General features: G+C 60.3%; 23 protein-coding genes. 15 read left to right on the top strand and 8 right to left on the bottom strand.

Features of this window, described 5'->3' with window-relative positions; genetic code table 11:
- Positions 1–178: 178 nt before the first annotated feature.
- The 3 genes from H0Z09_RS11635 to H0Z09_RS11645 form a co-directional block, all read right to left on the bottom strand.
- Positions 179–364 (bottom strand): hypothetical protein, encoded by a 186-nt coding sequence (locus H0Z09_RS11635; RefSeq protein ID WP_186690668.1) that lies wholly within the window; start codon positions 362–364, stop codon positions 179–181.
- A gap of 153 nt (positions 365–517) precedes the next feature.
- Entirely contained in the window at positions 518–1,114 is a 597-nt protein-coding gene (locus H0Z09_RS11640; protein WP_003212997.1) for a Fe-Mn family superoxide dismutase, read from the bottom strand.
- 178 nt (positions 1,115–1,292) lie between these two features.
- Entirely contained in the window at positions 1,293–1,892 is a 600-nt protein-coding gene (locus tag H0Z09_RS11645) for a LysE/ArgO family amino acid transporter (RefSeq protein ID WP_186690669.1), read from the bottom strand.
- Positions 1,893–1,983: 91 nt separating this feature from the next.
- Here H0Z09_RS11645 and H0Z09_RS11650 point away from each other — a divergent pair, with 91 nt between their 5' ends.
- The 10 genes from H0Z09_RS11650 to H0Z09_RS11695 all read left to right on the top strand — a co-directional run bounded on the left by H0Z09_RS11650 (position 1,984) and on the right by H0Z09_RS11695 (position 13,280).
- On the top strand, positions 1,984–2,877 hold the full coding sequence (locus H0Z09_RS11650; RefSeq protein ID WP_186690671.1) for a LysR family transcriptional regulator ArgP: 894 nt from the start codon (positions 1,984–1,986) through the stop codon (positions 2,875–2,877).
- Between the two features lie 52 nt (positions 2,878–2,929).
- Entirely contained in the window at positions 2,930–3,928 is a 999-nt protein-coding gene (locus H0Z09_RS11655; RefSeq protein WP_186690672.1) for an NAD-dependent epimerase/dehydratase family protein, read from the top strand.
- Positions 3,929–4,042: 114 nt separating this feature from the next.
- Positions 4,043–4,888 carry an ATPase gene (locus H0Z09_RS11660; protein ID WP_186690673.1) on the top strand — a complete coding sequence of 282 codons (846 nt, stop codon included), beginning with the start codon at positions 4,043–4,045 and terminating at the stop codon, positions 4,886–4,888.
- Between the two features lie 249 nt (positions 4,889–5,137).
- Complete coding sequence (locus H0Z09_RS11665) at positions 5,138–6,397, top strand: AGE family epimerase/isomerase (protein WP_186690674.1); 1,260 nt, start codon at positions 5,138–5,140, stop codon at positions 6,395–6,397.
- A 104-nt stretch (positions 6,398–6,501) separates the two neighbouring features.
- The gene (locus H0Z09_RS11670; protein WP_186690675.1) at positions 6,502–7,788 is read left to right on the top strand and encodes an ABC transporter substrate-binding protein; all 1,287 of its coding nucleotides are present in this window, start codon (positions 6,502–6,504) and stop codon (positions 7,786–7,788) included.
- A 169-nt stretch (positions 7,789–7,957) separates the two neighbouring features.
- Complete coding sequence (locus H0Z09_RS11675) at positions 7,958–8,866, top strand: sugar ABC transporter permease (RefSeq protein WP_076949697.1); 909 nt, start codon at positions 7,958–7,960, stop codon at positions 8,864–8,866.
- Positions 8,859–9,704, top strand: coding sequence for a carbohydrate ABC transporter permease (locus H0Z09_RS11680; protein WP_186690676.1), 846 nt, complete (start codon positions 8,859–8,861; stop codon positions 9,702–9,704). Before H0Z09_RS11675 ends, H0Z09_RS11680 begins: the two co-directional genes overlap by 8 nt.
- A 2-nt stretch (positions 9,705–9,706) precedes the next feature.
- The gene (ugpC, locus tag H0Z09_RS11685) at positions 9,707–10,867 is read left to right on the top strand and encodes a sn-glycerol-3-phosphate ABC transporter ATP-binding protein UgpC (RefSeq protein WP_186690677.1); all 1,161 of its coding nucleotides are present in this window, start codon (positions 9,707–9,709) and stop codon (positions 10,865–10,867) included.
- Between the two features lie 86 nt (positions 10,868–10,953).
- Positions 10,954–12,300: a carbohydrate porin gene (locus tag H0Z09_RS11690; RefSeq protein WP_186690678.1), complete on the top strand. Its 1,347-nt coding sequence runs from the start codon at positions 10,954–10,956 to the stop codon at positions 12,298–12,300.
- A gap of 134 nt (positions 12,301–12,434) precedes the next feature.
- The gene (locus H0Z09_RS11695) at positions 12,435–13,280 is read left to right on the top strand and encodes a D-hexose-6-phosphate mutarotase (protein WP_186690680.1); all 846 of its coding nucleotides are present in this window, start codon (positions 12,435–12,437) and stop codon (positions 13,278–13,280) included.
- 132 nt (positions 13,281–13,412) lie between these two features.
- On the opposite strand, the gene H0Z09_RS11700 is transcribed toward H0Z09_RS11695, so the two are convergent.
- On the bottom strand, positions 13,413–14,273 hold the full coding sequence (locus H0Z09_RS11700; RefSeq protein WP_170039859.1) for a MurR/RpiR family transcriptional regulator: 861 nt from the start codon (positions 14,271–14,273) through the stop codon (positions 13,413–13,415).
- 219 nt (positions 14,274–14,492) lie between these two features.
- Between H0Z09_RS11700 and zwf the strand changes: the two genes are divergently transcribed.
- From zwf to H0Z09_RS11715, 3 genes are read left to right on the top strand one after another with little or no spacing between them, the layout of a single operon-like run.
- Entirely contained in the window at positions 14,493–15,959 is a 1,467-nt protein-coding gene (zwf, locus tag H0Z09_RS11705) for a glucose-6-phosphate dehydrogenase (RefSeq protein WP_186690682.1), read from the top strand.
- Positions 15,946–16,659, top strand: a complete 714-nt coding sequence (pgl, locus tag H0Z09_RS11710) for a 6-phosphogluconolactonase (protein WP_186690684.1) — start codon at positions 15,946–15,948, stop codon at positions 16,657–16,659. Before zwf ends, pgl begins: the two co-directional genes overlap by 14 nt.
- Positions 16,660–16,676: 17 nt before the next feature.
- Positions 16,677–17,342 carry a bifunctional 4-hydroxy-2-oxoglutarate aldolase/2-dehydro-3-deoxy-phosphogluconate aldolase gene (locus H0Z09_RS11715; RefSeq protein WP_065949399.1) on the top strand — a complete coding sequence of 222 codons (666 nt, stop codon included), beginning with the start codon at positions 16,677–16,679 and terminating at the stop codon, positions 17,340–17,342.
- A 205-nt stretch (positions 17,343–17,547) separates the two neighbouring features.
- Here the strand turns inward: H0Z09_RS11715 and H0Z09_RS11720 are convergent, their stop codons facing one another.
- Both H0Z09_RS11720 and H0Z09_RS11725 read right to left on the bottom strand, forming a co-directional pair.
- Positions 17,548–18,723, bottom strand: coding sequence for an aminotransferase class V-fold PLP-dependent enzyme (locus H0Z09_RS11720; protein ID WP_186690686.1), 1,176 nt, complete (start codon positions 18,721–18,723; stop codon positions 17,548–17,550).
- A gap of 9 nt (positions 18,724–18,732) precedes the next feature.
- Positions 18,733–18,969 carry a DUF3820 family protein gene (locus H0Z09_RS11725; RefSeq protein WP_076949988.1) on the bottom strand — a complete coding sequence of 79 codons (237 nt, stop codon included), beginning with the start codon at positions 18,967–18,969 and terminating at the stop codon, positions 18,733–18,735.
- A 204-nt stretch (positions 18,970–19,173) separates the two neighbouring features.
- On the opposite strand from H0Z09_RS11725, the gene H0Z09_RS11730 reads away from it, so the two are divergent.
- Entirely contained in the window at positions 19,174–19,641 is a 468-nt protein-coding gene (locus H0Z09_RS11730; RefSeq protein ID WP_034139096.1) for a PA2169 family four-helix-bundle protein, read from the top strand.
- A gap of 138 nt (positions 19,642–19,779) precedes the next feature.
- Here H0Z09_RS11730 and H0Z09_RS11735 read toward each other — a convergent pair whose 3' ends face one another.
- Together H0Z09_RS11735 and H0Z09_RS11740 are read right to left on the bottom strand one after the other, a co-directional pair.
- On the bottom strand, positions 19,780–20,250 hold the full coding sequence (locus H0Z09_RS11735; RefSeq protein ID WP_003175719.1) for a MaoC family dehydratase: 471 nt from the start codon (positions 20,248–20,250) through the stop codon (positions 19,780–19,782).
- Positions 20,251–20,306: 56 nt separating this feature from the next.
- On the bottom strand, positions 20,307–21,251 hold the full coding sequence (locus tag H0Z09_RS11740; RefSeq protein WP_186690688.1) for an alpha/beta hydrolase: 945 nt from the start codon (positions 21,249–21,251) through the stop codon (positions 20,307–20,309).
- A 221-nt stretch (positions 21,252–21,472) separates the two neighbouring features.
- Between H0Z09_RS11740 and fadD2 the strand changes: the two genes are divergently transcribed.
- Positions 21,473–23,161, top strand: coding sequence for a long-chain-fatty-acid--CoA ligase FadD2 (fadD2, locus tag H0Z09_RS11745; RefSeq protein WP_186690690.1), 1,689 nt, complete (start codon positions 21,473–21,475; stop codon positions 23,159–23,161).
- The last annotated feature ends 57 nt before the right edge of the window (positions 23,162–23,218 follow it).

Here is a 23,218-nt window from a genome sequence, read left to right on the forward strand (position 1 = left end):
CAATATGCCATGAGTATTGGCAATCTGGTGAAGGCAGTCAAAGGAACAATGGGGCACGCGGCGCCTTCAAGGCTGGTCTGGAGAAAAAACCAAAAAAAAACGGCGGATTCGCTCCGCCGTCTGACTGTTCGACTAACGCGCTGCATGCCAATGGGCCTCGGCATCGCAAGTGCAGTTGTCAACTAACTGAAAAGTTAATCGTTGGCGGTGGCGGCGGCATGTTGTCCTCGCCTGGTCGGCTTGGTGCTTTTGCTGCTGCGCCTTCATCGCCGCCGCCACCTGCACCGCCCGCGAGACCTTTCATCAGGCCGGTGATGAGTTGCATCGCCATCTGCCCGCCTGCTTTTCCGATTTCTTCCATCATTGTTTCTCCAGAAGAGCGCGAGAGGGTTATTCCTCTCACTCAGTGCGTGGCACATTCCCTTTTGCGAGTTCCACGATTCCAGAGAGCTTGCTGCTTTTGAGTGCCCATAAAAAAGCCCGGCAATCGCCGGGCTCTTTCTACTGCAAGCGTTGCTTAGGCAGTGAAGGTCTTGCCTTCAAACTGCTCAGCCACGAACTTCCAGTTGACCAGGTTCCAGAACGCTTCCACATATTTTGGACGCACGTTGCGGTAGTCGATGTAGTAGGCATGTTCCCACACGTCGCAGGTCAGCAGCGGGGTGTCGCCGCTGGTCAGCGGGTTGCCGGCGCCGATGGTGCTGGCCAGGGCCAGGGAACCGTCAGCCTTTTTCACCAGCCAGCCCCAGCCGGAACCGAAGGTGCCGACGGACGTCTTGGTGAACTCTTCCTTGAACTTGTCGAACGAACCGAACGCAGCGTTGATCGCCTCGGCCAGTGCGCCGGTAGGTTGGCCGCCGGCGTTTGGCGCCAGGCAGTTCCAGTAGAAAGTGTGGTTCCAGACCTGAGCGGCGTTGTTGAAGATGCCGCCCGAAGAAGATTTGACGATCTCTTCCAGGGTCTTGCCTTCGAACTCGGTGCCTGGCACCAGGTTGTTCAGGTTCACGACATAGGTGTTGTGGTGCTTGTCGTGGTGGTATTCCAAGGTTTCCTTGGAGATGTGCGGCTGCAGGGCATCGTGTGCGTAGGGCAGCGGCGGCAATTCGAAAGCCATGATGATTCTCCTAATCAGGTCAGTTGCGGTGAGCGCAAGGCCGATCACGGGCGGCCAAACAAGCGCCGGGGAGTTTGTACTCTTTGCGGCGCAGGGTCCGGATCATAGCACCGGGGGTGCGGCAAAACCACGCAACAACTGTGTGGGATAGAGGTTCCAGAGCGTTTTGGAATATTGCTCAGGCGCTGATCAATTGGTAGGCCACGCTGAACATCATCACTGCCACCAACAGGTCCAGCAGACGCCACGTCGCCGGGCGTGCCAGCCACGGCGCCAGCCATGCCGCGCCCAGTGCCAGGGTCATGAACCACAGGAATGAAGCACTGGCGGCACCGGCCACATAGGCGCCGGGTTCGGTTTGCTGGGCACCCAGCGAGCCGATCAGCAGTACCGTGTCCAGATACACATGAGGGTTGAGCAAGGTGACTGCCAAGGCGCTGAGCAGTACGGCGCGCAGTGAGCGCATCTTGACGTTGTCGCCCTGGCCCAGGCTTTGTTTCGAACAGGCTCGACGCAAGGCCGACACGCCATACCACAGCAAAAACGCAGCGCCACCCCAACGCGCTATCCCCAGCAGGATCGGGCTGTGGGCCAGCACCGTGGCCAGCCCGAAGACGCCGGCGGCCACCAGCAATGCATCGCAGATCACGCACAGCGCCGCCACGGGCAGGTGATGTTCACGACGCAGGCTCTGCGCCAGCACAAAGGCGTTTTGCGTGCCGATGGCCATGATCAGGCCGAGCGCCACCAGCAATCCGTTCACATAGCTTTGCCACATAATTCACGACCCTCTTAACGATGCTGGCTATTCTCCGGCTCGAGGCTGTATAAGAAAAACAAATATTGCTGATCACCCATTAGAGAAACTGATGTTCGACTATAAATTGCTTTCTGCCCTGGCGGCGGTGGTGGAACAGGCAGGTTTCGAACGCGCCGCCCAGGTGCTGGGGCTCTCGCAATCGGCGGTTTCCCAGCGCATCAAGTTGCTGGAGGCGCGTATCGGCCAGCCGGTGCTGGTACGGGCCACGCCGCCGACGCCGACCGATATCGGCCGGCGCCTGCTCAACCATGTGCAGCAGGTGCGCCTGCTGGAGCGCGACCTGCAAAGCCAGGTGCCGGCGCTGGACGAGGAGGGCATGCCCGAGCGCCTGCGTATCGCGCTGAACGCCGACAGCCTGGCCACTTGGTGGGCCGAGGCGGTCAGCGACTTTTGTGCCGAGCAGCATTTGCTGCTGGATCTGGTGGTGGAGGACCAGACCGTGGGCCTCAAGCGCATGCGCGCCGGCGAGGTGGCGGCCTGTATCTGCGCCAGCGAACGCCCTGTGGCCGGCGCCCGCAGCCTGTTGCTGGGCGCTATGCGCTATCGCGCACTGGCCAGCCCGGCGTTTATCGCCCGCCACTTTCCACAGGGCGTGCGCGCCGACCAATTGGCGCGCACCCCGGCATTGGTCTTCGGCCCGGATGATTTCCTGCAACACCGTTACCTGGCATCCCTCGGCGTGGACGGCGGTTTCGAGCACCATTTATGCCCATCGTCCGAAGGCTTCATCCGCCTGACGGAAGCGGGCCTGGGCTGGGGCCTGGTGCCGGAATTGCAGGTGCGCGACCAGCTGGAAAAGGGCGTATTGGTCGAGTTATTGCCAGATAAGCCCATCGATGTGCCGTTGTACTGGCATCATTGGCGCAGTGGCGGGCAATTGCTGGGCCTGTTGACCGACCATCTGGCCCAGGCATGTGGGCAATGGTTGGTGCCGTTGGAGTGATGGCGCGCGTCAAGGCAACAGCGATGAAAAAACAAAGGACACGGGGTAATACATGAAGATTCTGGTCACCGGCGCAAGCGGCTTCATTGGCGGGCGCTTCGCGCGTTTCGCCCTGGAGCAGGGCCTGGACGTGCGGGTCAACGGGCGACGTGCCGAAGGTGTGGAGCACCTGGTCAGGCGCGGTGCCGAGTTTATCCAGGGTGACTTGAATGACGCGGCCCTGGTGCGCGACCTGTGCCGCGACGTCGAAGCCGTGGTGCATTGCGCCGGCGCCGTTGGGTTGTGGGGGCGCTACCAGGACTTTCACCAGGGCAACGTGCTGGTCACCGAAAATGTCGTCGAAGCCTGCCTCAAGCAGCGCGTCGGCCGATTGGTGCACCTGTCCTCGCCCTCAATCTACTTCGACGGCCGCGACCATCTGGGGCTGACCGAAGAGCAAGTGCCCAAGCGCTTCAAGCACCCCTATGCCGCCACCAAATACCTGGCCGAGCAAAAAGTGTTCGGTGCCCAGGAGTTCGGTCTCCAAGTGCTGGCCCTGCGCCCACGCTTCGTTACGGGGGCCGGCGACATGAGCATTTTCCCGCGCTTGCTGAACATGCAGCGCAAGAACCGCCTGGCGATCGTTGGCGACGGCCTCAACAAGGTGGACTTCACCAGTGTGCACAACCTCAACGAAGCGCTGCTGAGCAGCTTGCTCGCCACCGGTTCGGCACTGGGCAAGGCCTACAACATCAGCAACGGCGCACCGGTGCCCTTGTGGGATGTGGTGAACTACGTGATGCGCCAAATGGAACTGCCTCAGGTGAGACGTTATCGGTCCTACGGCTTGTCCTACAGCGTGGCGGCGCTCAACGAAGCCTTTTGCGCGATGTGGCCCGGTCGTCCGGAGCCCGCGTTGTCGCGCCTGGGCATGCAAGTGATGAACAAAGATTTCACCCTCGACATCAGCCGGGCCAGGCATTATCTGGACTACGAGCCCAAGGTCAGCCTGTGGACCGCCCTCGACGAGTTCTGCGCCTGGTGGAAGGCCCAGGATCCGGGGTTCAAGTAAGCACACAACAGGCAACACTTCGGGAACCGATTTCGGTGTTCCGGGTCGATCAGTGCGCCGGGAACGCGGTTTATACTCCGGTCGCTCGCCACTTCACCGATTCAGGGTTGATTCATGCGCAACGATGCTAAAGACGACTTCGACAACGTTCCCAGCCTGCGGGCGGATGTCGGGGATGACGATGATTTCGAACTGAGCCCGGCCACCTCGGTGCGTTCGCGCACGCCCAAGGTGGTCAAGGTCAAGAGTGCCAGCACCGGGCCGCTGTGGGCCTTGGTCGGCGCACTGCTGATCGCCTTCGCAGGCCTGGCCTGGTGGAGCTTCCAGCAGATCTCCCTGATGGGCCAGCAGTTGGTCGCCACCCAGGAAAGCTTTGCGCGCATCAGCGAAGAAGCGGCGGGGCGCCTGCAGGATATTTCCGGCAAGGTGGTGGCCAGTGAGGCCAGCGTCAACAACGGCAGCGAAGCGCTGAAGCAGCAGATCAAGCAACTGGAAAGCCAGTTGCTGGAACAGGGTAAGCAGCAGGTCGGCGTGGCCGGCCAAGCCACCGAGCTGGACAAGCGCCTGGCCCAAATGACCGCCAGCACCACCGAACTCTCCAACGCCAACAGCAAGTTGCAAGGCCAGGTCCAGGCCCTGACCGACGCCGTGGCGACGCTCAAGGCGGCACAAGGCGATGCGGGCAGGCGCGACGCCGAAATCAAGGAGCTTTCCGCTGACGTGGCCGCCTTGAAGAAACAGGGCAACCCGAGCGCGGCGATTGCACGTATCGAGCAGGACCTGGTGGTACTCAAAAGCGCCCAGGACAACCAGCCGACCAACAGCGATGCGCCGACCAACAAGGAGTTCGACGTGTTCCGCATCCAGACCACACGCAATATCACCACGTTGCAGAGCCAGGTGCAGTACCTGAACCAGCGGCTCAATGCGCCATCGACGGCCACGCCGCCGGGTCAATGATATAAACGAGGTCCAAATGTGGGAGCGGGCTTGCTCGCGAATACGGTGGTTCAGTTAACACATGTAGTGACTGACGCTCCGCATTCGCGAGCAAGCCCGCTCCCACAGTGAATTGCAACCAGACGTTGAGTTGTATGCGGTTTGCAGAATGTCACCGCTTGGTGACATTTCCCATCCCCTTCGTTACATGACCTCACCGCGCCCTTGTTTAGACTTCGGTCATCCCACAAAAAACAAAAAGGGCTAACCATGACCATGCAACCACTGCCTGCCAGCAGTTGGCTGAACGCGCCTGCCCATCACGCCTGGCTTGCCGCGGAAGGTCAGCGCCTGCTGGCCTTTGCCAAGGCGTCTCGACTGCCCGACGGCTTTGGCAACCTGGACGAAAAAGGCCAACTGCCGGCCGACGCCCATGCCGAAACCATGAACACCGCCCGCATGACCCACAGCTTCGCCATGGCCCACGCGCTCGGATTGCCGGGGTATGCCGAGTTGGTGGCGCACGGTGTCGCCGCCCTCAGTGGCCCGCTGCGTGACAATGAGCACGGTGGCTGGTTCGCCGCGCCCCAGGCCATCGATGGCAACCGTGGCAAGGCCGCCTACCTGCACGCCTTTGTCGCCCTGGCCGCCAGCTCGGCGGTCGTAGCCGGCGCGCCCGGTGCGCAAAACCTGCTGAACGACGCGATCCATATCATCGACCAGTTTTTCTGGAGCGAGGAAGAGGGCGTGATGCTCGAGTCGTTTGCCCAGGACTGGAGCGGTGTCGAAGCCTATCGCGGCGCCAACAGCAACATGCACGCCACCGAAGCCTTCCTCGCCCTGGCCGATGTGACCGGCGACACGCGCTGGCTCGACCGCGCGCTGCGTATTGTCGAGCGGGTCATCCACACTCACGCCGTCGGCAACCAGTTCATGGTGATCGAGCATTTCGACGCGCACTGGAAACCCTTGCCCGGTTACAACGAAGACAACCCCGCCGACGGCTTTCGCCCTTACGGCATCACACCCGGCCACGGTTTCGAATGGGCGCGGCTGGTGCTGCATCTGGAAGCTGCACGCCTGCAAGCCGGGCTGGCCACGCCGCCCTGGTTGGTCACCGATGCCAAAGGTCTGTTTGCCAGCGCCTGCGAATACGCCTGGTCGGTGGATGGTGCCCCCGGCATCGTTTATACCCTCGACTGGAACCACCGTCCGGTGGTGCGCGAACGCCTGCATTGGACCCATGCCGAAGCCAGCGCCGCTGCCCAGGCCTTGCTCAAGCGCACGGGCGAGTTGCACTACGAAACCTGGTACCGGCGTTTCTGGGAGTTTTGCGAAACCTACTTTATCGACCGGGTCCACGGCAGCTGGCACCACGAGCTCAGCCCGCACAACAGGCCCAGCAGCAACATCTGGGGCGGCAAACCAGACCTGTACCATGCCTGGCAAGCGGTATTGCTGCCTGCGCTGCCGTTGGCGCCAAGCCTGGCCAGTGCAATCGGGGCGGGGCGCTATGTCACCAGTTGGTGACATTTGAACATCCCTTTGTTACCTGCGCCAAAAAAATCCATGTTTAAACTCCGTGCAGCGCAAGCCTAAGACTTGCATGCATAACAACAAGAAAAGGTATTCAGATGAACGCGATTAATCGCCTCGCCGTAGCTATTTCCATTGCCTCGTTGTTTCCTCTCAGTGCATTTGCCGCCGACTCCAAGGGTACGGTTGAAGTTGTGCATTGGTGGACCTCGGGCGGCGAAAAAGCGGCTGTAGATGTCCTGAAGGCCCAAGTTGAAAAAGACGGTTTCACCTGGAAAGACGGTGCCGTCGCAGGTGGCGGTGGCGCCACCGCCATGACCGTGCTGAAAAGCCGCGCGGTGGCCGGCAACCCACCCGGCGTTGCCCAGATCAAAGGCCCCGACATCCAGGAATGGGCGTCCACCGGTCTGCTCGACACTGACGTACTGAAGTCTGTCGCCAAAGACGAAAAATGGGACTCCCTGCTCGACAAGAAAGTCTCCGACACCGTGAAGTACGAAGGTGACTACGTCGCCGTACCGGTCAACATCCACCGCGTGAACTGGCTGTGGATCAACCCGCAAGTTTTCAAGAAAGCCGGTATCACCAAGAACCCGACCACCCTCGAAGAATTCTACGCAGCGGGCGACAAGCTCAAGGCCGCCGGCTTTATTCCGCTCGCCCACGGTGGCCAGCCTTGGCAGGACAGCACCGTCTTCGAAGCCGTCGTACTGTCGGTGATGGGTGCCGATGGCTACAAGAAAGCCCTGGTCGACCTGGATAACGCTGCGCTGACCGGCCCGGAAATGGTCAAGTCGCTGACCGAACTGAAGAAAGTCGCGACCTACATGGACGTCGACGGCAAAGGCCAGGACTGGAACCTGGAAGCCGGCAAAGTCATCAATGGCAAGGCCGGCATGCAGATCATGGGGGACTGGGCCAAGTCCGAATGGACCGCCGCCAAGAAAGTCGCCGGCAAGGACTACGAGTGCGTAGCCTTCCCGGGCACCGACAAAGCCTTCACCTACAACATCGACTCCCTGGCGGTGTTCAAGCAGAAAGACAAAGGCACTGCGGCTGGCCAGCAGGACATCGCCAAAGTCGTGTTGGGTGAAAACTTCCAGAAAGTGTTCAGCATCAACAAGGGCTCGATCCCTGTTCGTACCGACATGCTCAACGAAATGGACAAGCTCGGTTTCGACTCCTGCGCCCAGACCGCCGCCAAGGATTTCCTGGCAGATGCCAAGTCAGGCGGCCTGCAGCCAAGCATGGCGCACAACATGGCCACTACCCTGGCGGTGCAAGGTGCATTCTTTGATGTCGTGACCAACTTCATCAACGACCCGAAAGCCGACCCGGCCGACACCGCCAAGAAGCTTGGTGCTGCGATCAAGTCTGCCAAGTAACAGTTGGTTGGATTGTGCTTATGTGGGAGCCGGGCTTGCCCGCGATGCAGGCACCTCGGTGTATCTGATACATCCAGGTGATGCCATCGCAGGCAAGCCAGCTCCCACAGAAACTGCTCTTGATTCACGACTTACCCTGTAGTCCTTTTTCCCTGTACTGGATTTTCCCATGAGTTCTGTTGCTGTGTTCAGCAAAGCCTCGCCGTTCGATGCACTGCAGCGCTGGCTACCCAAACTGGTGCTGGCGCCCAGCATGTTCATCGTGTTGGTGGGCTTCTACGGCTACATCCTGTGGACGTTTGTTCTGTCGTTCACCAACTCCACGTTCCTGCCCACTTACAAATGGGCAGGCCTTGCGCAATACGCACGGTTGTTCGACAACGACCGCTGGTGGGTAGCGAGCAAGAACCTGGCTGTTTTCGGCGGGATGTTTATCGGCATCACCCTGGTCATCGGCGTGACGCTGGCGATCTTCCTCGACCAGAAAATCCGTCGTGAAGGCTTTATCCGCACCATTTACCTGTACCCGATGGCGCTCTCGATGATCGTCACCGGTACCGCCTGGAAATGGCTGCTCAACCCGGGCATGGGCCTGGACAAACTCTTGCGTGACTGGGGCTGGGAAGGCTTCCGTCTCGACTGGCTGATCGACCCTGACCGCGTGGTCTACTGCCTGGTGATTGCTGCCGTATGGCAAGCCTCGGGCTTTATCATGGCAATGTTCCTCGCCGGCTTGCGTGGCGTTGACCAATCGATCATCCGCGCCGCGCAGATCGACGGCGCGAGCCTGCCGCGCATCTACTGGAGCGTGGTGCTGCCAAGCCTGCGTCCGGTGTTCTTCAGTGCGGTGATGATCCTGGCGCACATTGCGATCAAGAGTTTCGACCTGGTGGCGGCAATGACGGCCGGCGGTCCGGGCTATTCGTCCGACCTGCCGGCGATGTTCATGTACTCGTTCACCTTCAGCCGTGGCCAGATGGGCATGGGTTCGGCCAGTGCAATCCTGATGCTCGGTGCGATCCTCGCGATCATCGTGCCTTACCTCTACTCCGAGCTGAGGACCAAGCGTAATGACTAGTCTCGCCTCCAAACCTGCCATCAGCTTCAGTCGCATCGCGATCTACGCGGTGCTGATCTTCGCTGTGCTGCTGTACCTGGTGCCGCTGGTGGTGATGCTGCTCACCAGCTTCAAGACCCCGGAAGACATCAGTACCGGCAACCTGCTGAGCTGGCCGACCGTGGTCACCGGCATCGGCTGGGTCAAGGCCTGGGCCACCGTGGATGGCTATTTCTGGAACTCGATCAAGATCACCGTTCCGGCCGTGCTGATCTCCACCGCCATTGGTGCGTTGAATGGCTATGTGCTGTCGTTCTGGCGCTTCCGCGGTTCGCAGCTGTTCTTCGGCTTGTTGTTGTTCGGCTGCTTCCTGCCGTTCCAGACCGTATTGCTGCCCGCGTCGTTCACCCTGGGCAAGATGGGCCTGGCCAGCACTACCACCGGCCTGGTATTTGTCCACGTGGTCTATGGCCTTGCGTTCACCACGCTGTTCTTCCGTAACTACTACGTGAGCATTCCGGATGCGCTGATCAAGGCGGCTCGCCTGGACGGTGCGGGTTTCTTCACCATTTTCCGTCAGATCATTCTGCCGATGTCGACGCCGATCATCATGGTCTGCCTGATCTGGCAGTTCACCCAGATCTGGAACGACTTCCTGTTCGGCGTGGTGTTCTCCAGTGGCGACTCCCAGCCCATCACGGTGGCGCTGAACAACCTGGTCAACACCAGCACCGGGGCCAAGGAATATAACGTGGATATGGCGGCGGCGATGATCGCCGGGCTGCCGACCCTGCTGGTCTATGTGATCGCAGGCAAGTATTTCGTGCGCGGCCTCACGGCCGGCGCGGTCAAGGGGTAATCATGGCTACGCTTGAACTTCGCAATGTAAACAAGACCTATGGCGCCGGCCTGCCCGACACCTTGAAGAACATCGAACTGTCGATCAAGGAAGGCGAATTCCTGATCCTGGTCGGCCCTTCGGGTTGCGGCAAATCCACGTTGATGAACTGCATCGCCGGCCTTGAGACCATCACCGGCGGCGCGATCATGATCGGTGACCAGGATGTGAGCGGCATGAGCCCCAAGGATCGCGACATCGCCATGGTGTTCCAGTCCTACGCGCTGTACCCGACCATGAGCGTGCGCGAGAACATCGAGTTCGGCCTCAAGATCCGCAAGATGCCCCAGGCCGACATCGACGCCGAAGTGGCGCGCGTGGCCAAGCTGCTGCAGATCGAGCACCTGCTCAACCGCAAGCCAGGCCAGCTCTCCGGCGGCCAGCAACAGCGTGTCGCCATGGGCCGTGCCCTGGCGCGTCGCCCCAAGATCTACCTGTTCGACGAGCCGCTGTCGAACCTCGACGCCAAGCTGCGCGTCGAGATGCGCACCGAAATGAAACTGATGCACCAGCGTCTCAAGACCACCACGGTTTACGTGACCCACGACCAGATCGAAGCGATGACCCTGGGCGACAAAGTCGCGGTGATGAAGGACGGCATCATCCAGCAGTTCGGTACGCCGAAAGAGATCTACAACAACCCGGCAAACCAGTTCGTGGCGAGCTTCATTGGCTCGCCTCCGATGAACTTCGTGCCCCTGCGCCTGCAACGCAAGGACGGCCGCTTGGTGGCCCTGCTCGACAGCGGCCAGGCCCGTTGCGAGCTGGTGCTGAACGTGAGCGACGCCGGGCTTGAAGACCGCGACGTGATCCTGGGCCTGCGTCCGGAGCAAATCATGCTGGCGGTGGGCGAGGGCAACAGTGGCTCGGCCATTCGCGCCGAAGTCCAGGTCACCGAGCCGACCGGCCCGGACACCCTGGTGTTCGTGCAGCTCAATGACACCAAGGTATGCTGCCGCCTGGCGCCCGACGTGGCGCCGCAAGTGGGCGAGACGCTGACCTTGCAATTTGATCCTTCCAAGGTACTGCTGTTCGACGCCAACACAGGCGAGCGACTGGGCACTGCTTCCTCATTGCCCGCACAGGGGCATGCCGATAACGTGGCCCAATTCAAAGGCCGCTGAAGCAGATAAGTTGTTGTTTCAGATAAAAAAATGTAAACCGCGTTAGATAAAAACAGTTTAATAACAATAAAGACGAGGATGTAGGGATGAAAAAGCAACACAACAACACTCGGCTGATCTGCCAAATGTCAGCTGCAGCAGCCCTGGTTCTGTCCGCCAATGCGATGGCGGCCGATGCATTCAGTGCTGATTCGAAATGGATGACCGGCGATTGGGGGGGTGAGCGTACCAAGCTGATCGAGCAAGGTATCGACATCAAGGCCGATTACGTAGGGGAAATGGGCTACAACGCCCACGGCGGCTACAACAACGACAAGACCGGTCGCTACGCCGACCAGTTCGGTCTGGGCGTTGCGCTTGACCTGCAAAAACTGTGGGGCTGGGACAACACCCAGGCCAAGATCCAGTTCACCAACCGTAATGGCCAGAACATCTCCAACGACCGCATTGGCGACCCACGTGCCGGCACGTTGAGTTCGTCCATGGAAGTCTACGGCCGTGGCCACATGGTGCGTCTGACCCAGTTCTGGATCCAGCACCAGATGTTCGACAACAAGCTGGATGTGAAACTCGGTTACTTCGGTGAAGGCGAAGACTTCAACACCTTCCCGTGCGACTTCCAGAACCTGTCGTTCTGCGGCTCGCAGGTCGGTAACTACGTGAACACCTGGTACAACTGGCCGGTCAGCCAGGCAGCCATCCGCGTGAAGTACAACATCACGCCTGAGCTGTATGCGCAAATCGGTGCGTACAACCAGAACCCATCGCAGCTGGAGCACGGCAACGGCTTCAAACTCAGCGGCAGTGGCACCAAGGGTACCGTGATCCCGGTGGAATTGGTCTGGTCGCCGAAGGTGAATAACCTGCCGGGCGAATACCGCGTGGGTTACTACAAAAGCGCCGCCGATGCTTCCGATGTCCGTGAAGACATCAACGGCAACGATGCGGCCACCACCGGCGCGGCTTACCGTACCCGCAGCAGCAAGAAAGGCTACTGGTTCGTTGCGCAACAGCAACTCACCACGCACAACGGCGACGCTACGCGTGGCCTGAACATCGCTGCCAACGCCACGTTCCACGACAAGGAAACCAACCTGGTCGACAACTATCAGTCGATCATGCTGGTGTACAAAGGCCCATTCGATGCGCGTCCAAAAGATGACGTCGGCATTGGTGCCGCGCGCCTGCACGTCAACAAGGACGTGAAGGAAGACTCGGAACTGCGCAACGTCGCCAACGGCGTCAGCGACTACGACAACCCGCTGTACACGCCGATCCGTGAAACCGAATACAACTTCGAAATCAACTACGGCTTCCACGTCACCAACTGGCTGACCGTGCGTCCTAACCTGCAATACGTCGTGCAACCTGGCGGCGTGGATAAAGTCGACAACGCGCTGGTGGCTGGCCTGAAAATCCAGTCTACGTTCTAACGCTGTTGCGATAAGCTCCTTCTCTCTGTGCGCATTTTGCGGATAGCCATGGCTATCCGCTTTTTTTTGGGAGCACTCCAGCTCCCACAGGTTTCCCCAAGGTTTGAGCGACATGATTTTCAGGACGGTGGCACATGCATGAGCAACCGCTGCAACGCTTTTTCAAATCCTTGCGCGAGCGTCCGGTGTTCGCCTGGGAGCGCTTTCAGCTGCGTGACGTGCTGGTGATCGATCATCCGCTGTGCCAGGCGGTGTTCAGTCGCCAGGGCGCACAGCTGTTGCACTTCCAGCCCCGTGGCCAGAAACCCTGGCTGTGGTGTGCAGCCAAATGGCCGCAAGTCGGCGCCATCCGTGGCGGTGTGCCGGTGTGCTGGCCGTGGTATGGCCGCCACCCGAGCGAAAATGCGTGGCCTTCCCATGGCTGGGCACGGCTGATCGATTGGAAACTGCTGGACAGCAGCACTGACGACGACGGTGTGCGCCTGCACTGGCAGTTGCAGTTGTGCGACTGGCAGGTGGACCTGCATGCGCACCTGGGCGAGACCCTGGAGCTGCGCCTGAGCACCGAGCATCAGGATGAGCTGCCCTGCCAGTTGAGCCATGCTTTGCACGCCTATTGGCGTATTGGTCACGTTGATGAGGTAGCGCTGTCTGGGCTCGACGGCGCGCAGGGTTACGACCAGCTCAGCCGCCAGGTTTGCCAGCAGGAAGGCGAACTGCGCGTGGACGGCGGCTGCCAGCGGGTGTTCCAGCATGACGGCGAATTGCAGCTCAAGGACCACGCCTGGCAGCGGGAATTGTGCATCGATACGGGCGAGACTGCCGACACGGTGGTATGGCACCCCGGCAGCCGGCCGTTGTTGGGGGTGAGCTTCAACGAGGCGTCGGGGTTTGTGTGCGTGGAGGCGGCGATGGCGGGGGCGAGCCTGGCGCCGGGGGAGAGGGCGCACCTGAGTCTGCAGGCTCGGGCTAGGGTTTAGCGGTGTGGCGGATGCCGTCTTCGCGAGCAAGCCCGCTCCCACATTCGACCGTATTCCAAGGTGGGACTCGGTCAAAATGTGGGAGCGGGCTTGCTCGCGAAGAGGCCGGGGCTGCTGGAGCCGATCTCAGCCTCAGTTGAACTCATCCCCCACCGGATACCGGCTGTCATTCAAGCTCTCTTTGATCTTGCGCAAATGCGGCTGGAAATCCACCCCGCGGCGCAAAGTCATGCCGGTCGCCAGCACATCCAGCACCGTCAACTGGATGATCCGCGAGGTCATCGGCATGTAGATGTCGGTGTCTTCCGGCAGCGGAATGTTCAGGCTCACGGTACTGGCCTTGGCCAGCGGCGAATTCTCGGCGGTCACACCCAGCACCGACGCGCCGTTTTCCCGTGCGATACGCGCCACTTCCACCAGCTCACGGGTACGCCCGGTGTAGGAAATGATCACGAACAGCTCGCCCGTATGCGCCACCGACGCGATCATGCGCTGCATCAGCACGTCGGCATGGGCCGTCACCGCCAGGTTGAAACGGAAAAACTTGTGCAGCGCATCCATCGCCACCGGCGCCGAAGCGCCCAGGCCGAAGAAGTGGATCTGCCGCGCCTGGATCAACAAATCCACGGCCTTGCTGATGAGGGCCGGGTCCAGCGCCTGGCAGGCGCTGTCCAGGGAGGCGATGGCGCTGCCGAAGATCTTCTGGGTGTAGGCCTCGGGGTTATCATCGGCCTCCACCGCGCGGCTGACATACGCCGCACCGCTGGCCAGGCTTTGCGCCAACTGCAATTTAAGTTCAGGGTAACCACTGACGCCGAACGAACGGCAGAAGCGGTTGACCGTCGGTTCACTGACCGACGCGGCCTGGGCGAGGGCGGCAATGGAGAAGCGGGTCGCCTGCTGCGGATTGAGCAGGATGACCTCGGCGACTTTTTTCTCGGCCTTGTTCAATTCTTCGAGGCGGTTCCGGATCTGTTCCAGAAGATTTCGCACGCGGTCCATTCAGTCTTTCCTTCGGGCGACGATGCAAATAAAAGGTGGCAACCAATCGATGAATGGTCTTTTGCGGTGGCCTATCCTACTGAGGGTAGCTGAACACCACCACTCGGAATGCGTATTTCGGGAAAATGTTGTGGTTATTACTACATTTTTCCTTGAGTGATACCTTGAAAAAAGGTATTTGTAGCTTAACTTGATAAAAGAACAAACATCATGCCTTCTATAACCGTAGAACCCTGCACCTTTGCCCTGTTTGGCGCCTTGGGTGATCTGGCGCTGCGCAAGTTATTTCCTGCCCTCTATCACCTCGATGGCGCCGCGCTCCTGCACGACGACACGCGCATCCTGGCCCTGGCCCGTGAAGCCGGTTCCGAGCAACAGCACCTGGCCCACATCGAGCAAGCCCTGCGCACCTACGTGGGCAAGGAACTGGACGAAGCCATCGCCCAGCGGTTCCTGGCGCGCCTGACCTATGTGCACGTCGATTTCATGAAGGCCGACGACTACGTGGCCCTGGCCGAAATCGCCGGTACCGAGCAATGCCTGATCGCCTATTTCGCCACGCCTGCCGCCGTGTACGGTGCGATCTGCGAAAACCTGTCCAAGGTCGGCCTGGCCGAGAACACCCGTGTGGTGCTGGAAAAACCCATCGGTTCGGACCTGGAGTCCTCGCGCAAGGTCAACGACGCCGTGGCGCAGTTTTTCCCGGAGAACCGCACCTATCGCATTGACCATTACCTGGGCAAGGAAACGGTGCAGAACCTGATCGCACTGCGGTTCGCCAACAGCCTGTTCGAAACCCAGTGGAACCAGAATTACATCTCCCACGTGGAAATCACCGTGGCCGAGCAAGTCGGTATCGAAGGCCGTTGGGGCTACTTCGACAAGGCCGGCCAACTGCGGGACATGATCCAGAATCACCTGCTGCAACTGCTTTGCCTGATCGCGATGGACCCGCCGGCCGACCTGTCCGCCGACAGTATCCGCGACGAAAAGGTCAAGGTGCTCAAGGCTCTGGCGCCGATCAGCCCGGATGGCCTGACCACCCAGGTCGTGCGCGGCCAGTACATCGCCGGCTACAGCGCCGGCAAGCCGGTGCCGGGTTACCTGGAAGAAGAGAATTCCAACACCCAGAGCGACACCGAAACCTTCGTCGCCCTGCGTGCCGATATCCGCAACTGGCGTTGGGCGGGGGTGCCGTTCTACCTGCGCACCGGCAAGCGCATGCCGCAAAAGTTGTCGCAGATTGTCATTCACTTCAAGGAACCGTCCCACTACATCTTCGCCCCCGAGCAGCGCCTGCAGATCAGCAACAAACTGATCATTCGCCTGCAGCCGGACGAAGGTATTTCCTTGCGGGTAATGACCAAGGAGCAGGGCCTGGACAAGGGCATGCAACTGCGCAGCGGGCCACTGCAACTGAATTTTTCCGACACCTACCGCAGTGCGCGCATCCCCGATGCCTACGAGCGCTTGCTGTTGGAAGTGATGCACGGCAACCAGAACCTGTTTGTCCGTAAAGATGAAATCGAAGCCGCGTGGAAGTGGTGTGACCAGTTGATCGCCGGGTGGAAAAAATCTGGTGATGCGCCCAAGCCGTATGCGGCCGGGTCCTGGGGGCCGATGAGCTCGATTGCACTGATCACGCGGGATGGGAGGTCATGGTATGGCGATATCTGAATTGAAACTGCCTCAGGGCGTGACTGCTCATGAGTACCCTACGCCCGCGCTGCTGGCGCAGGGCCTGGCCAATGATGTGGCTGAGCAATTGCGCGGCGCAATCAGTGCCCGTGGCGAGGCTGTCCTGGTGGTGTCCGGCGGTCGCAGCCCCGTGGCATTTTTCCAGCACCTGGCCAAGCAGGGGCTGGACTGGTCCAAGGTCACCATCACCCTGGCCGATGAGCGCTGGGTGCCGGTGGAGCACGCCGACAGCAATGCCGGCCTGTTGAAGCAACACTTGCTGCAAGGTCCGGCGGCCAAGGCCAGATTCTTGAGCCTTTACAGCGCCGCGGCCAACCTTGAAGACGCCGCCGAGCAGGCCGATCGCCTGCTGGCTGAACTGCCGGCCATTGATGTGCTGGTGCTGGGCATGGGTGATGACGGCCACACCGCATCGCTGTTTCCCGACAGCCCGAACCTGGCTGAAGCCTTGCAGGCAGACGGTACCCGCCGTTGCTGGCCGATGCTGGCGCCGACCGTGCCGCACCAGCGCCTGACCATGAGTCGCGCCCTGCTGGCCACGGCCAACTACACCGTCCTGTCGATTTCCGGCAGTTCGAAACTGACCACCTTGAACGCCGCGCTGGCCAGTGACGATGTTGCCGCCATGCCTGTCCGCGCGTTTCTGCAACCTACATTAGAGATTTACTGGTGCCCATGAGCCAAGGATCAGCCGCTATGAAAAGCCCTCAACCGACCGTGTCCATGGCGGATAAAGTTGCCCTGATCGACAGCCTCTGCGCCAAGGCGCGGATCCTGCCGGTGATCACCATCGCCCGCGAACAGGACATCCTGCCGCTCGCCGACGCCCTGGCAGCCGGCGGTTTGACCGCACTGGAAGTGACCCTGCGTTCCGAGTTCGGCCTCAAGGCCATTCAGGTGCTGCGCGAGCAGCGTCCTGAACTGTGCACCGGCGCGGGCACCGTGCTGGACCGTCACATGCTCGAAGCGGCGGAAGTCGCGGGCTCGCAGTTCATCGTCACCCCTGGCATCACCCGCGACCTGCTGGAAGCCTCGGTGCATAGCCCGATTCCGCTGCTGCCGGGCATCAGCAATGCCTCCGGCATCATGGAAGGCTACGGCCTGGGCTATCGCCGCTTCAAGCTGTTCCCGGCTGAAGTCAGCGGCGGCGTCGCAGCCATCAAAGCCTTGGGCGGCCCGTTCGGCGAAGTGAAATTCTGCCCAACCGGCGGCGTTGGTCCGGCCAATATCAAGAGCTACATGGCGTTGAAAAACGTGATGTGCGTGGGCGGTAGCTGGATGCTCGACCCTGAGTGGGTCAGGAACGGCGACTGGGCGCGTATCCAGGAAGTCACCGCCGAGGCGCTGGCACTGCTGGACTGATCTGATTTACCGAATCGTTGTTGCTGTGCTTAACGGCATTTTTGCGGTGCACTTGGTCGGTGTACCGCTTTTTTTTGCCCCCAGAAAGCCTTTGAGATCAACACAATCCAAATGTGGGAGCGGGCTTGCTCGCGAATGCGCAGTATCAGTCACCGAATATATCTACTGATACACCGCTTTCGCGAGCAAGCCCGCTCCCACATTTTTAATCGGCGTTTAACTGGGTAATCGCGTTGACCAGCACATCAATGTCCGCCGCCGAGGTCACCAACCCCGGTGTCACCCGGATGCAGGTGCCAAATGCCGCCCCCGTGCGGGTCGTGGTAAACAAGCCGTGCTCGTTCAAAAACCGGTCCACCATCACCTGCTGATCGCGCCCTGTGAACTTGAACGCCGTAATCCCGCAATAGAGCCTTGGATCATCCGGCGTGAGCACCTCAATCCCCGGCAACGCCCGCACCTGGCTCACCCACCTGTCGCGCAAATAATTGACCCGCGCACCCTTGGCCGCCGCGCCACCCAGTTCCCGATGTTCCTCAAACACCAATGGCAAGGTCATCAGCGCCGGAAAGTTCGGCGTGCTGTAGGAGGTGCGCGCACGCACATCGATGACGGGGTAGTGGAACTCGCCCATGTCCGGGTCGATATCGCCCAGGCGCTCCGGGGCGATGTACACAAAGCCCAAGGTCAGCGGTGCGCCGATCCATTTGTGCAGGTTGAAACCGGCGAACTGAATGCCAAGCTCGGCCAGATTGAACTCGAGCTGGCCCAGCGCGTGGGCGCCGTCGAGGATCACATCGATGCCATGTTCGCGCGCGGCCTCGGCAATCGCCGCAACGGGCATCACCAGCCCTGTGCGGTGGGTCACGTGGGTGAGAGCCATCAGCTTTAAACGCGGGTATTGCGCGAAAGCGTTGCGATAGGTCTGCACCAGGCTGTCGAAACTGGCCGGGTGCGTGTGGGACAGTTCGATCACCTCCACGCCGCGATAGCCCGCCAGCCAACGCATCGCCCCTTTGACCGTGTCGTACTCCAGGTCGCTGATCAGCACCTGGTCGCCCGGTTGCAGGCGGTTGTAGTTGCGAATCAGCGATTGCAGGGCTTCGGTGGCGTTGCGGGTGAAGGCCACCGACGCCGGGTCGACCTCGATCAACTCGGCGAGTTGGCGCCGGATCTCGACGTTTTCACCTTGTTCAAAGCGCTGGCGCACATGCACGGCGTTACTGCGGTTGATAAACGCAACCTGCTCCAAGTACTGGGCCTGTACCGCACGGCTCATGCGCCCGAAGTAACCGTTTTCCAGGTTGATCGGGCCGGGTTGCAGGTCATAGCGCTGGGCGATGGCCTGCCAATGGGCTTCGTTATCTGCATTCCTTGGCATAGGGGGCTCTCAATGACGCGGGGCGGGTTTGCCGTGTTTGGCGCGTAGCGGTTCCAGCAATTCAGACAGGCCATTGCTGTCGATTTCCTGCATCAAGGCCAGCAGACCGCCCAGTTCACCGTGGGGGAAACCTTCACGGGCGAACCAGTTCAGGTAGGGGCCGGGCAGGTCGGCGATGATTCGTCCCTTGTATTTGCCAAAGGGCATTTGGCGGGTGATCAGCAGTTCGAGTTTTTCGGGGTTCATGGCGTCGGGCAGTGAAGGCGAGGTCTTCGAAAATACAGGCATTCTGCATGAAGGCCAAATGACAGATCATGCAAATAACGCACATACAGATGGTTCAATTATTTGTAACTAACTGAAATTTAAAGATATTTGTATTTTTGAAAAGCTGGCACGAGCGCTGCAATCATTAAGGCAACCTTCCTCAAAACCCATAAGGAATTGAAAATGACTGACATCAACAAAGAATCGATCTCCGTACTGAACGACCTGATCGAGACCAGTATCGATGGTCAAAAGGGTTTTAAAGAGTGCGCTGAAGACATCAAGCACCCTGAACTGAAGGCACTGTTCGCCAAGCGTTCCGCCGATTGCGCTACCGCTGCCGCCGAGCTGAAGACCGCCGTGCGTGCACTGGGTGGCGATCCGGAAGATTCCGGCAGCATGGCCGGCGCCCTGCACCGTGGCTGGGTCGACGTGAAGTCGATGGTCACCGGTAAAGACGAAGAAGCGGTGCTGAACGAAGCCGAGCGCGGTGAAGATCACGCCCTGAAGGCTTATCGTGAGGCGATCGAAAAGATCAACAAGCACAATCTGCTGGGCATTCGTGACCTGGTTGAGCGTCAGTACCATGGCGTACAACGCAACCACGACCAGGTGAAAGCGCTGCGTAACCAGGCTCGCGCTCAGTCGTAAGCTGAATGCAGTAAGCCCATGTGGGAGCGGGCTTGCTCGCGAAAGCGGAGTGTCAGTCACCCATTCTATTGACTGACACACTGCCTTCGCGAGCAAGCCCGCTCCCACATTTGGTTTTCATCAATTTCAAGATTGTGATCAGCCAATGCTGATCGGCGGCAACTCAGTCAACGTCACCACCTGCTGCTTACGCGGCGCAAGAATCTCCGCTTCGCCATCCACCACCAATTCATCACGCTGGTTGAACACGCGAGTGGCAATGCGCACGCGAAATTTCGGCAGCTTCTCCAGGATTTCCAAGCGTACGGTCAAGGTATCGCCGATCTTTACCGGCTTCTGGAAACTCATCTGCTGGCCAATATAGATCGTGCCCGGCCCAGGCAACTCGCACGCTACCGCCGCGCTGATCAGCGCACCGCTGAACATGCCGTGGGCGATACGCTCCTTGAACATGGTCGCCTTGGCATACTCGGCATCCAGGTGCACCGGGTTGTGGTCGCCGGACATCGCGGCGAACAGCTGAATGTCGCGCTCTTCGACGGTCTTGCTGTAGCTGGCAGTCTGGCCGACTTCGAGGGCTTCGTACGGGGTGTTGGTTACCTGGGTCATCTAAAAGTGCATCCTGTGGCTAATCGGTAATTTAAGCAGCTGATTTTAAAGGAATGTTATTCACAATGGGCCGGCCTGCGCAGGGTCAGCGCCTGGTCGAGCCACATCAGCACGTCCGCTGTGACTTGATCGCGGTTGGTTTCATTGAACACTTCATGGCGCGCCTGCGGGTAGACAGTCAGTTGCAGGTGCTGGCAGCCGGCTTCACGCAGCGCATGGGCCAGGCTGTTGAGACGCTTGCCCTCACTCACCGGATCACATTCGCCGCCCATCACCAGGATCGGCAGGCCCGGGTCGATCTGGGCGAGATTGGACGCTTTGCTGATTTGCTGCAAGCCGCCGAGCAGGTCGACCCACAGTTGGTTGGTGCAGCGGAAACCGCACAGCGGGTCGTTGATGTACCGGTCGACTTCCACCGGGTCGCGGCTAAGCCAGTCAAACGCGGTGCGGTTGGGTTTGAACGCCTTGTTGAATGAGCCAAACGACAGGAACTCGATCAGCGCGCTGCGCCCACGCAACCCCTGGCGCAACCGTTCGGCCCGCGCAATCACCCGCGCTGCGCGGTACAACGCCACCGGCTGGAAATTCGAACCGCTGAGAATCGCTCCATTCAGGCTGGCGCTGTGGTGCAGCAGGTACGCCTGGGCGATGTAACTGCCCATGCTGTGGCCCAGCAGGAAGATCGGCAGCCCCGGCTGTTGCTGGCCGATATGCTGGTTGAGGCTGGCCAGGTCGCCCACCACTTTGTTCCAGCCATCCTTCTCGGCGTACAGGCCCAGGGTACCTCCATCGGCGGTGCGGCCATGGCCACGCTGGTCCAGCGCATACAGGCCGTAGCCGGCGGCGCACAAGGCTGCGGCCAGGCGCGCATAGCGCCCGCTGTGCTCGGCCATGCCGTGGGACAGCATTAACACTGCCTTGGCCGGGCCGTCGGGCATCCACTGGTTGACGTACAGGCGGCTGCGGTCATTCGCGGTCAGCCAGAAAGTACTGTGGTTCATGGCGGCTCCTTTGCTCAAGATCTGCTCGGCGTCCTTGCAGTGTATCGCTCATCCCACGGTCAACGCCTGATCAGTGCAGGCCCTTGTAGGGAGATTCACACAACAAATGACGCTATTTCCTGTATTTGCCTGTTTGGCCATAGCTGCTAACGTCCTCGAAGCTCCGCTTCTTGTTGCAGCACAAAAGCGGCCGGACACACTCAGGTAAGAGGACAAGAATAATGCAACCTGATTTCTGGAATGACAAACGCGCAGCGGGCGTTCCCAATGACATCGACCTTACGGCCTACAAGTCGGTGGTCGAAGTCTTCGAGCGCTCCTGCAAGGCTTTTGCCGACCGTCCGGCATTCAGCAACATGGGGATCACCCTGACCTACGCCGAGCTTGAACGCCAGAGCGCGGCGTTCGCCGGGTACCTGCAGCAGCACACCGACCTCAAGCCGGGCGACCGCATCGCGGTGCAGATGCCTAACGTCCTGCATTACCCGATTGCCGTGTTCGGCGCCTTGCGCGCCGGGCTGATCGTGGTCAATACCAACCCGCTCTACACCCCGCGCGAGATGCGTCATCAGTTCAAGGACGCCGGCGTGCGCGCGCTGGTCTACCTCAATTTGTTCGGTTCGCGGGTGCAGGAAGTCTGCACCGACACCGAGATCGACTACCTGATCGAAGCCAGGATGGGCGACTTCATGCCCGCCGCCAAGGGCTGGCTGGTCAACACCCTGGTCGACAAGGTGAAGAAAATGGTCCCGGCCTACAGCCTGCCGCGCGCGGTGTCGTTCAAGCGCGCGCTGCGCATGGGCGCGGGCCTGGGCGTGACCCGCCATCCGGTGAGCCTCGACGACATTGCCGTGCTGCAATACACCGGCGGCACCACCGGTTTGGCCAAGGGCGCGATGCTCACCCACGGCAACCTGGTGGCGAACATGCAGCAGGCGCGCGCGTGCATGGCCCAGACCGGCGAAGACGGCCACCCGCTGATCAAGGAAGGGCAGGAGGTGATGATCGCGCCGCTGCCGCTGTACCACATCTATGCGTTCACCGCCAATTGCATGTGCATGATGGTCTCCGGCAACCACAACGTGCTGATCACCAACCCGCGGGACATCGGCGGGTTCATCAAGGAACTGAAAAAATGGCGCTTTACCGGGCTGCTGGGGCTTAACACGCTGTTTGTGGCGCTGATGGACCATCCCGATTTCAAGACCTTGGATTTCTCCCACCTCAAGCTCACCAACTCCGGCGGCACTGCGCTGATCAAGGCCACGGCCGAGCGCTGGCAGCAGATGACCGGCTGCGCGATTGGCGAAGGTTATGGCCTGACGGAAACCTCGCCGGTGGCCAGCACCAACCCCTACGGCAACAAGTCCCGACTGGGCACCGTGGGCATCCCGGTACCGGCCACGGGGATGAAGGTGATTGATGATCAAGGCGTCGAGTTGCCCTTGGGCGAGCGCGGCGAATTGTGCATCAAGGGCCCCCAGGTAATGAAGGGCTACTGGCAGCAGCCCGCTGCCACCGCCGAGGCGCTGGATGCCGAAGGGTGGCTGAAGACCGGCGACATCGCGGTGATCGATGAAGACGGCTTTATACGCATTGTCGACCGCAAGAAAGACCTGATCATCGTCTCGGGTTTCAACGTGTACCCTAACGAAATCGAAGACGTGGTGATGGCTCACCCGGCGGTGGCCAACTGCGCGGTGATCGGCGTGCCGGATGAACGGACGGGGGAGGCGGTGAAACTCTTTGTGGTGGCCCGTGAGCAGGGCGTCAGCCTGGAAGAGTTGAAGGCGTACTGCAAAGCCAACTTCACCGGGTACAAGGTGCCCAAGCATATTGTGTTGCGCGATTCGTTGCCGATGACGCCGGTGGGGAAAATCTTGCGGCGGGAGCTTCGCGACATTGCCTGACCCTGAATTGAACCGCAATTAAACTGTGGGAGCTGGCTTGCCTGCTCCCACATTTGT

It is taken from the genome of Pseudomonas sp. SWRI18, assembly GCF_014268345.1.
In the GTDB taxonomy this organism is placed as follows: domain Bacteria; phylum Pseudomonadota; class Gammaproteobacteria; order Pseudomonadales; family Pseudomonadaceae; genus Aquipseudomonas; species Aquipseudomonas cedrina.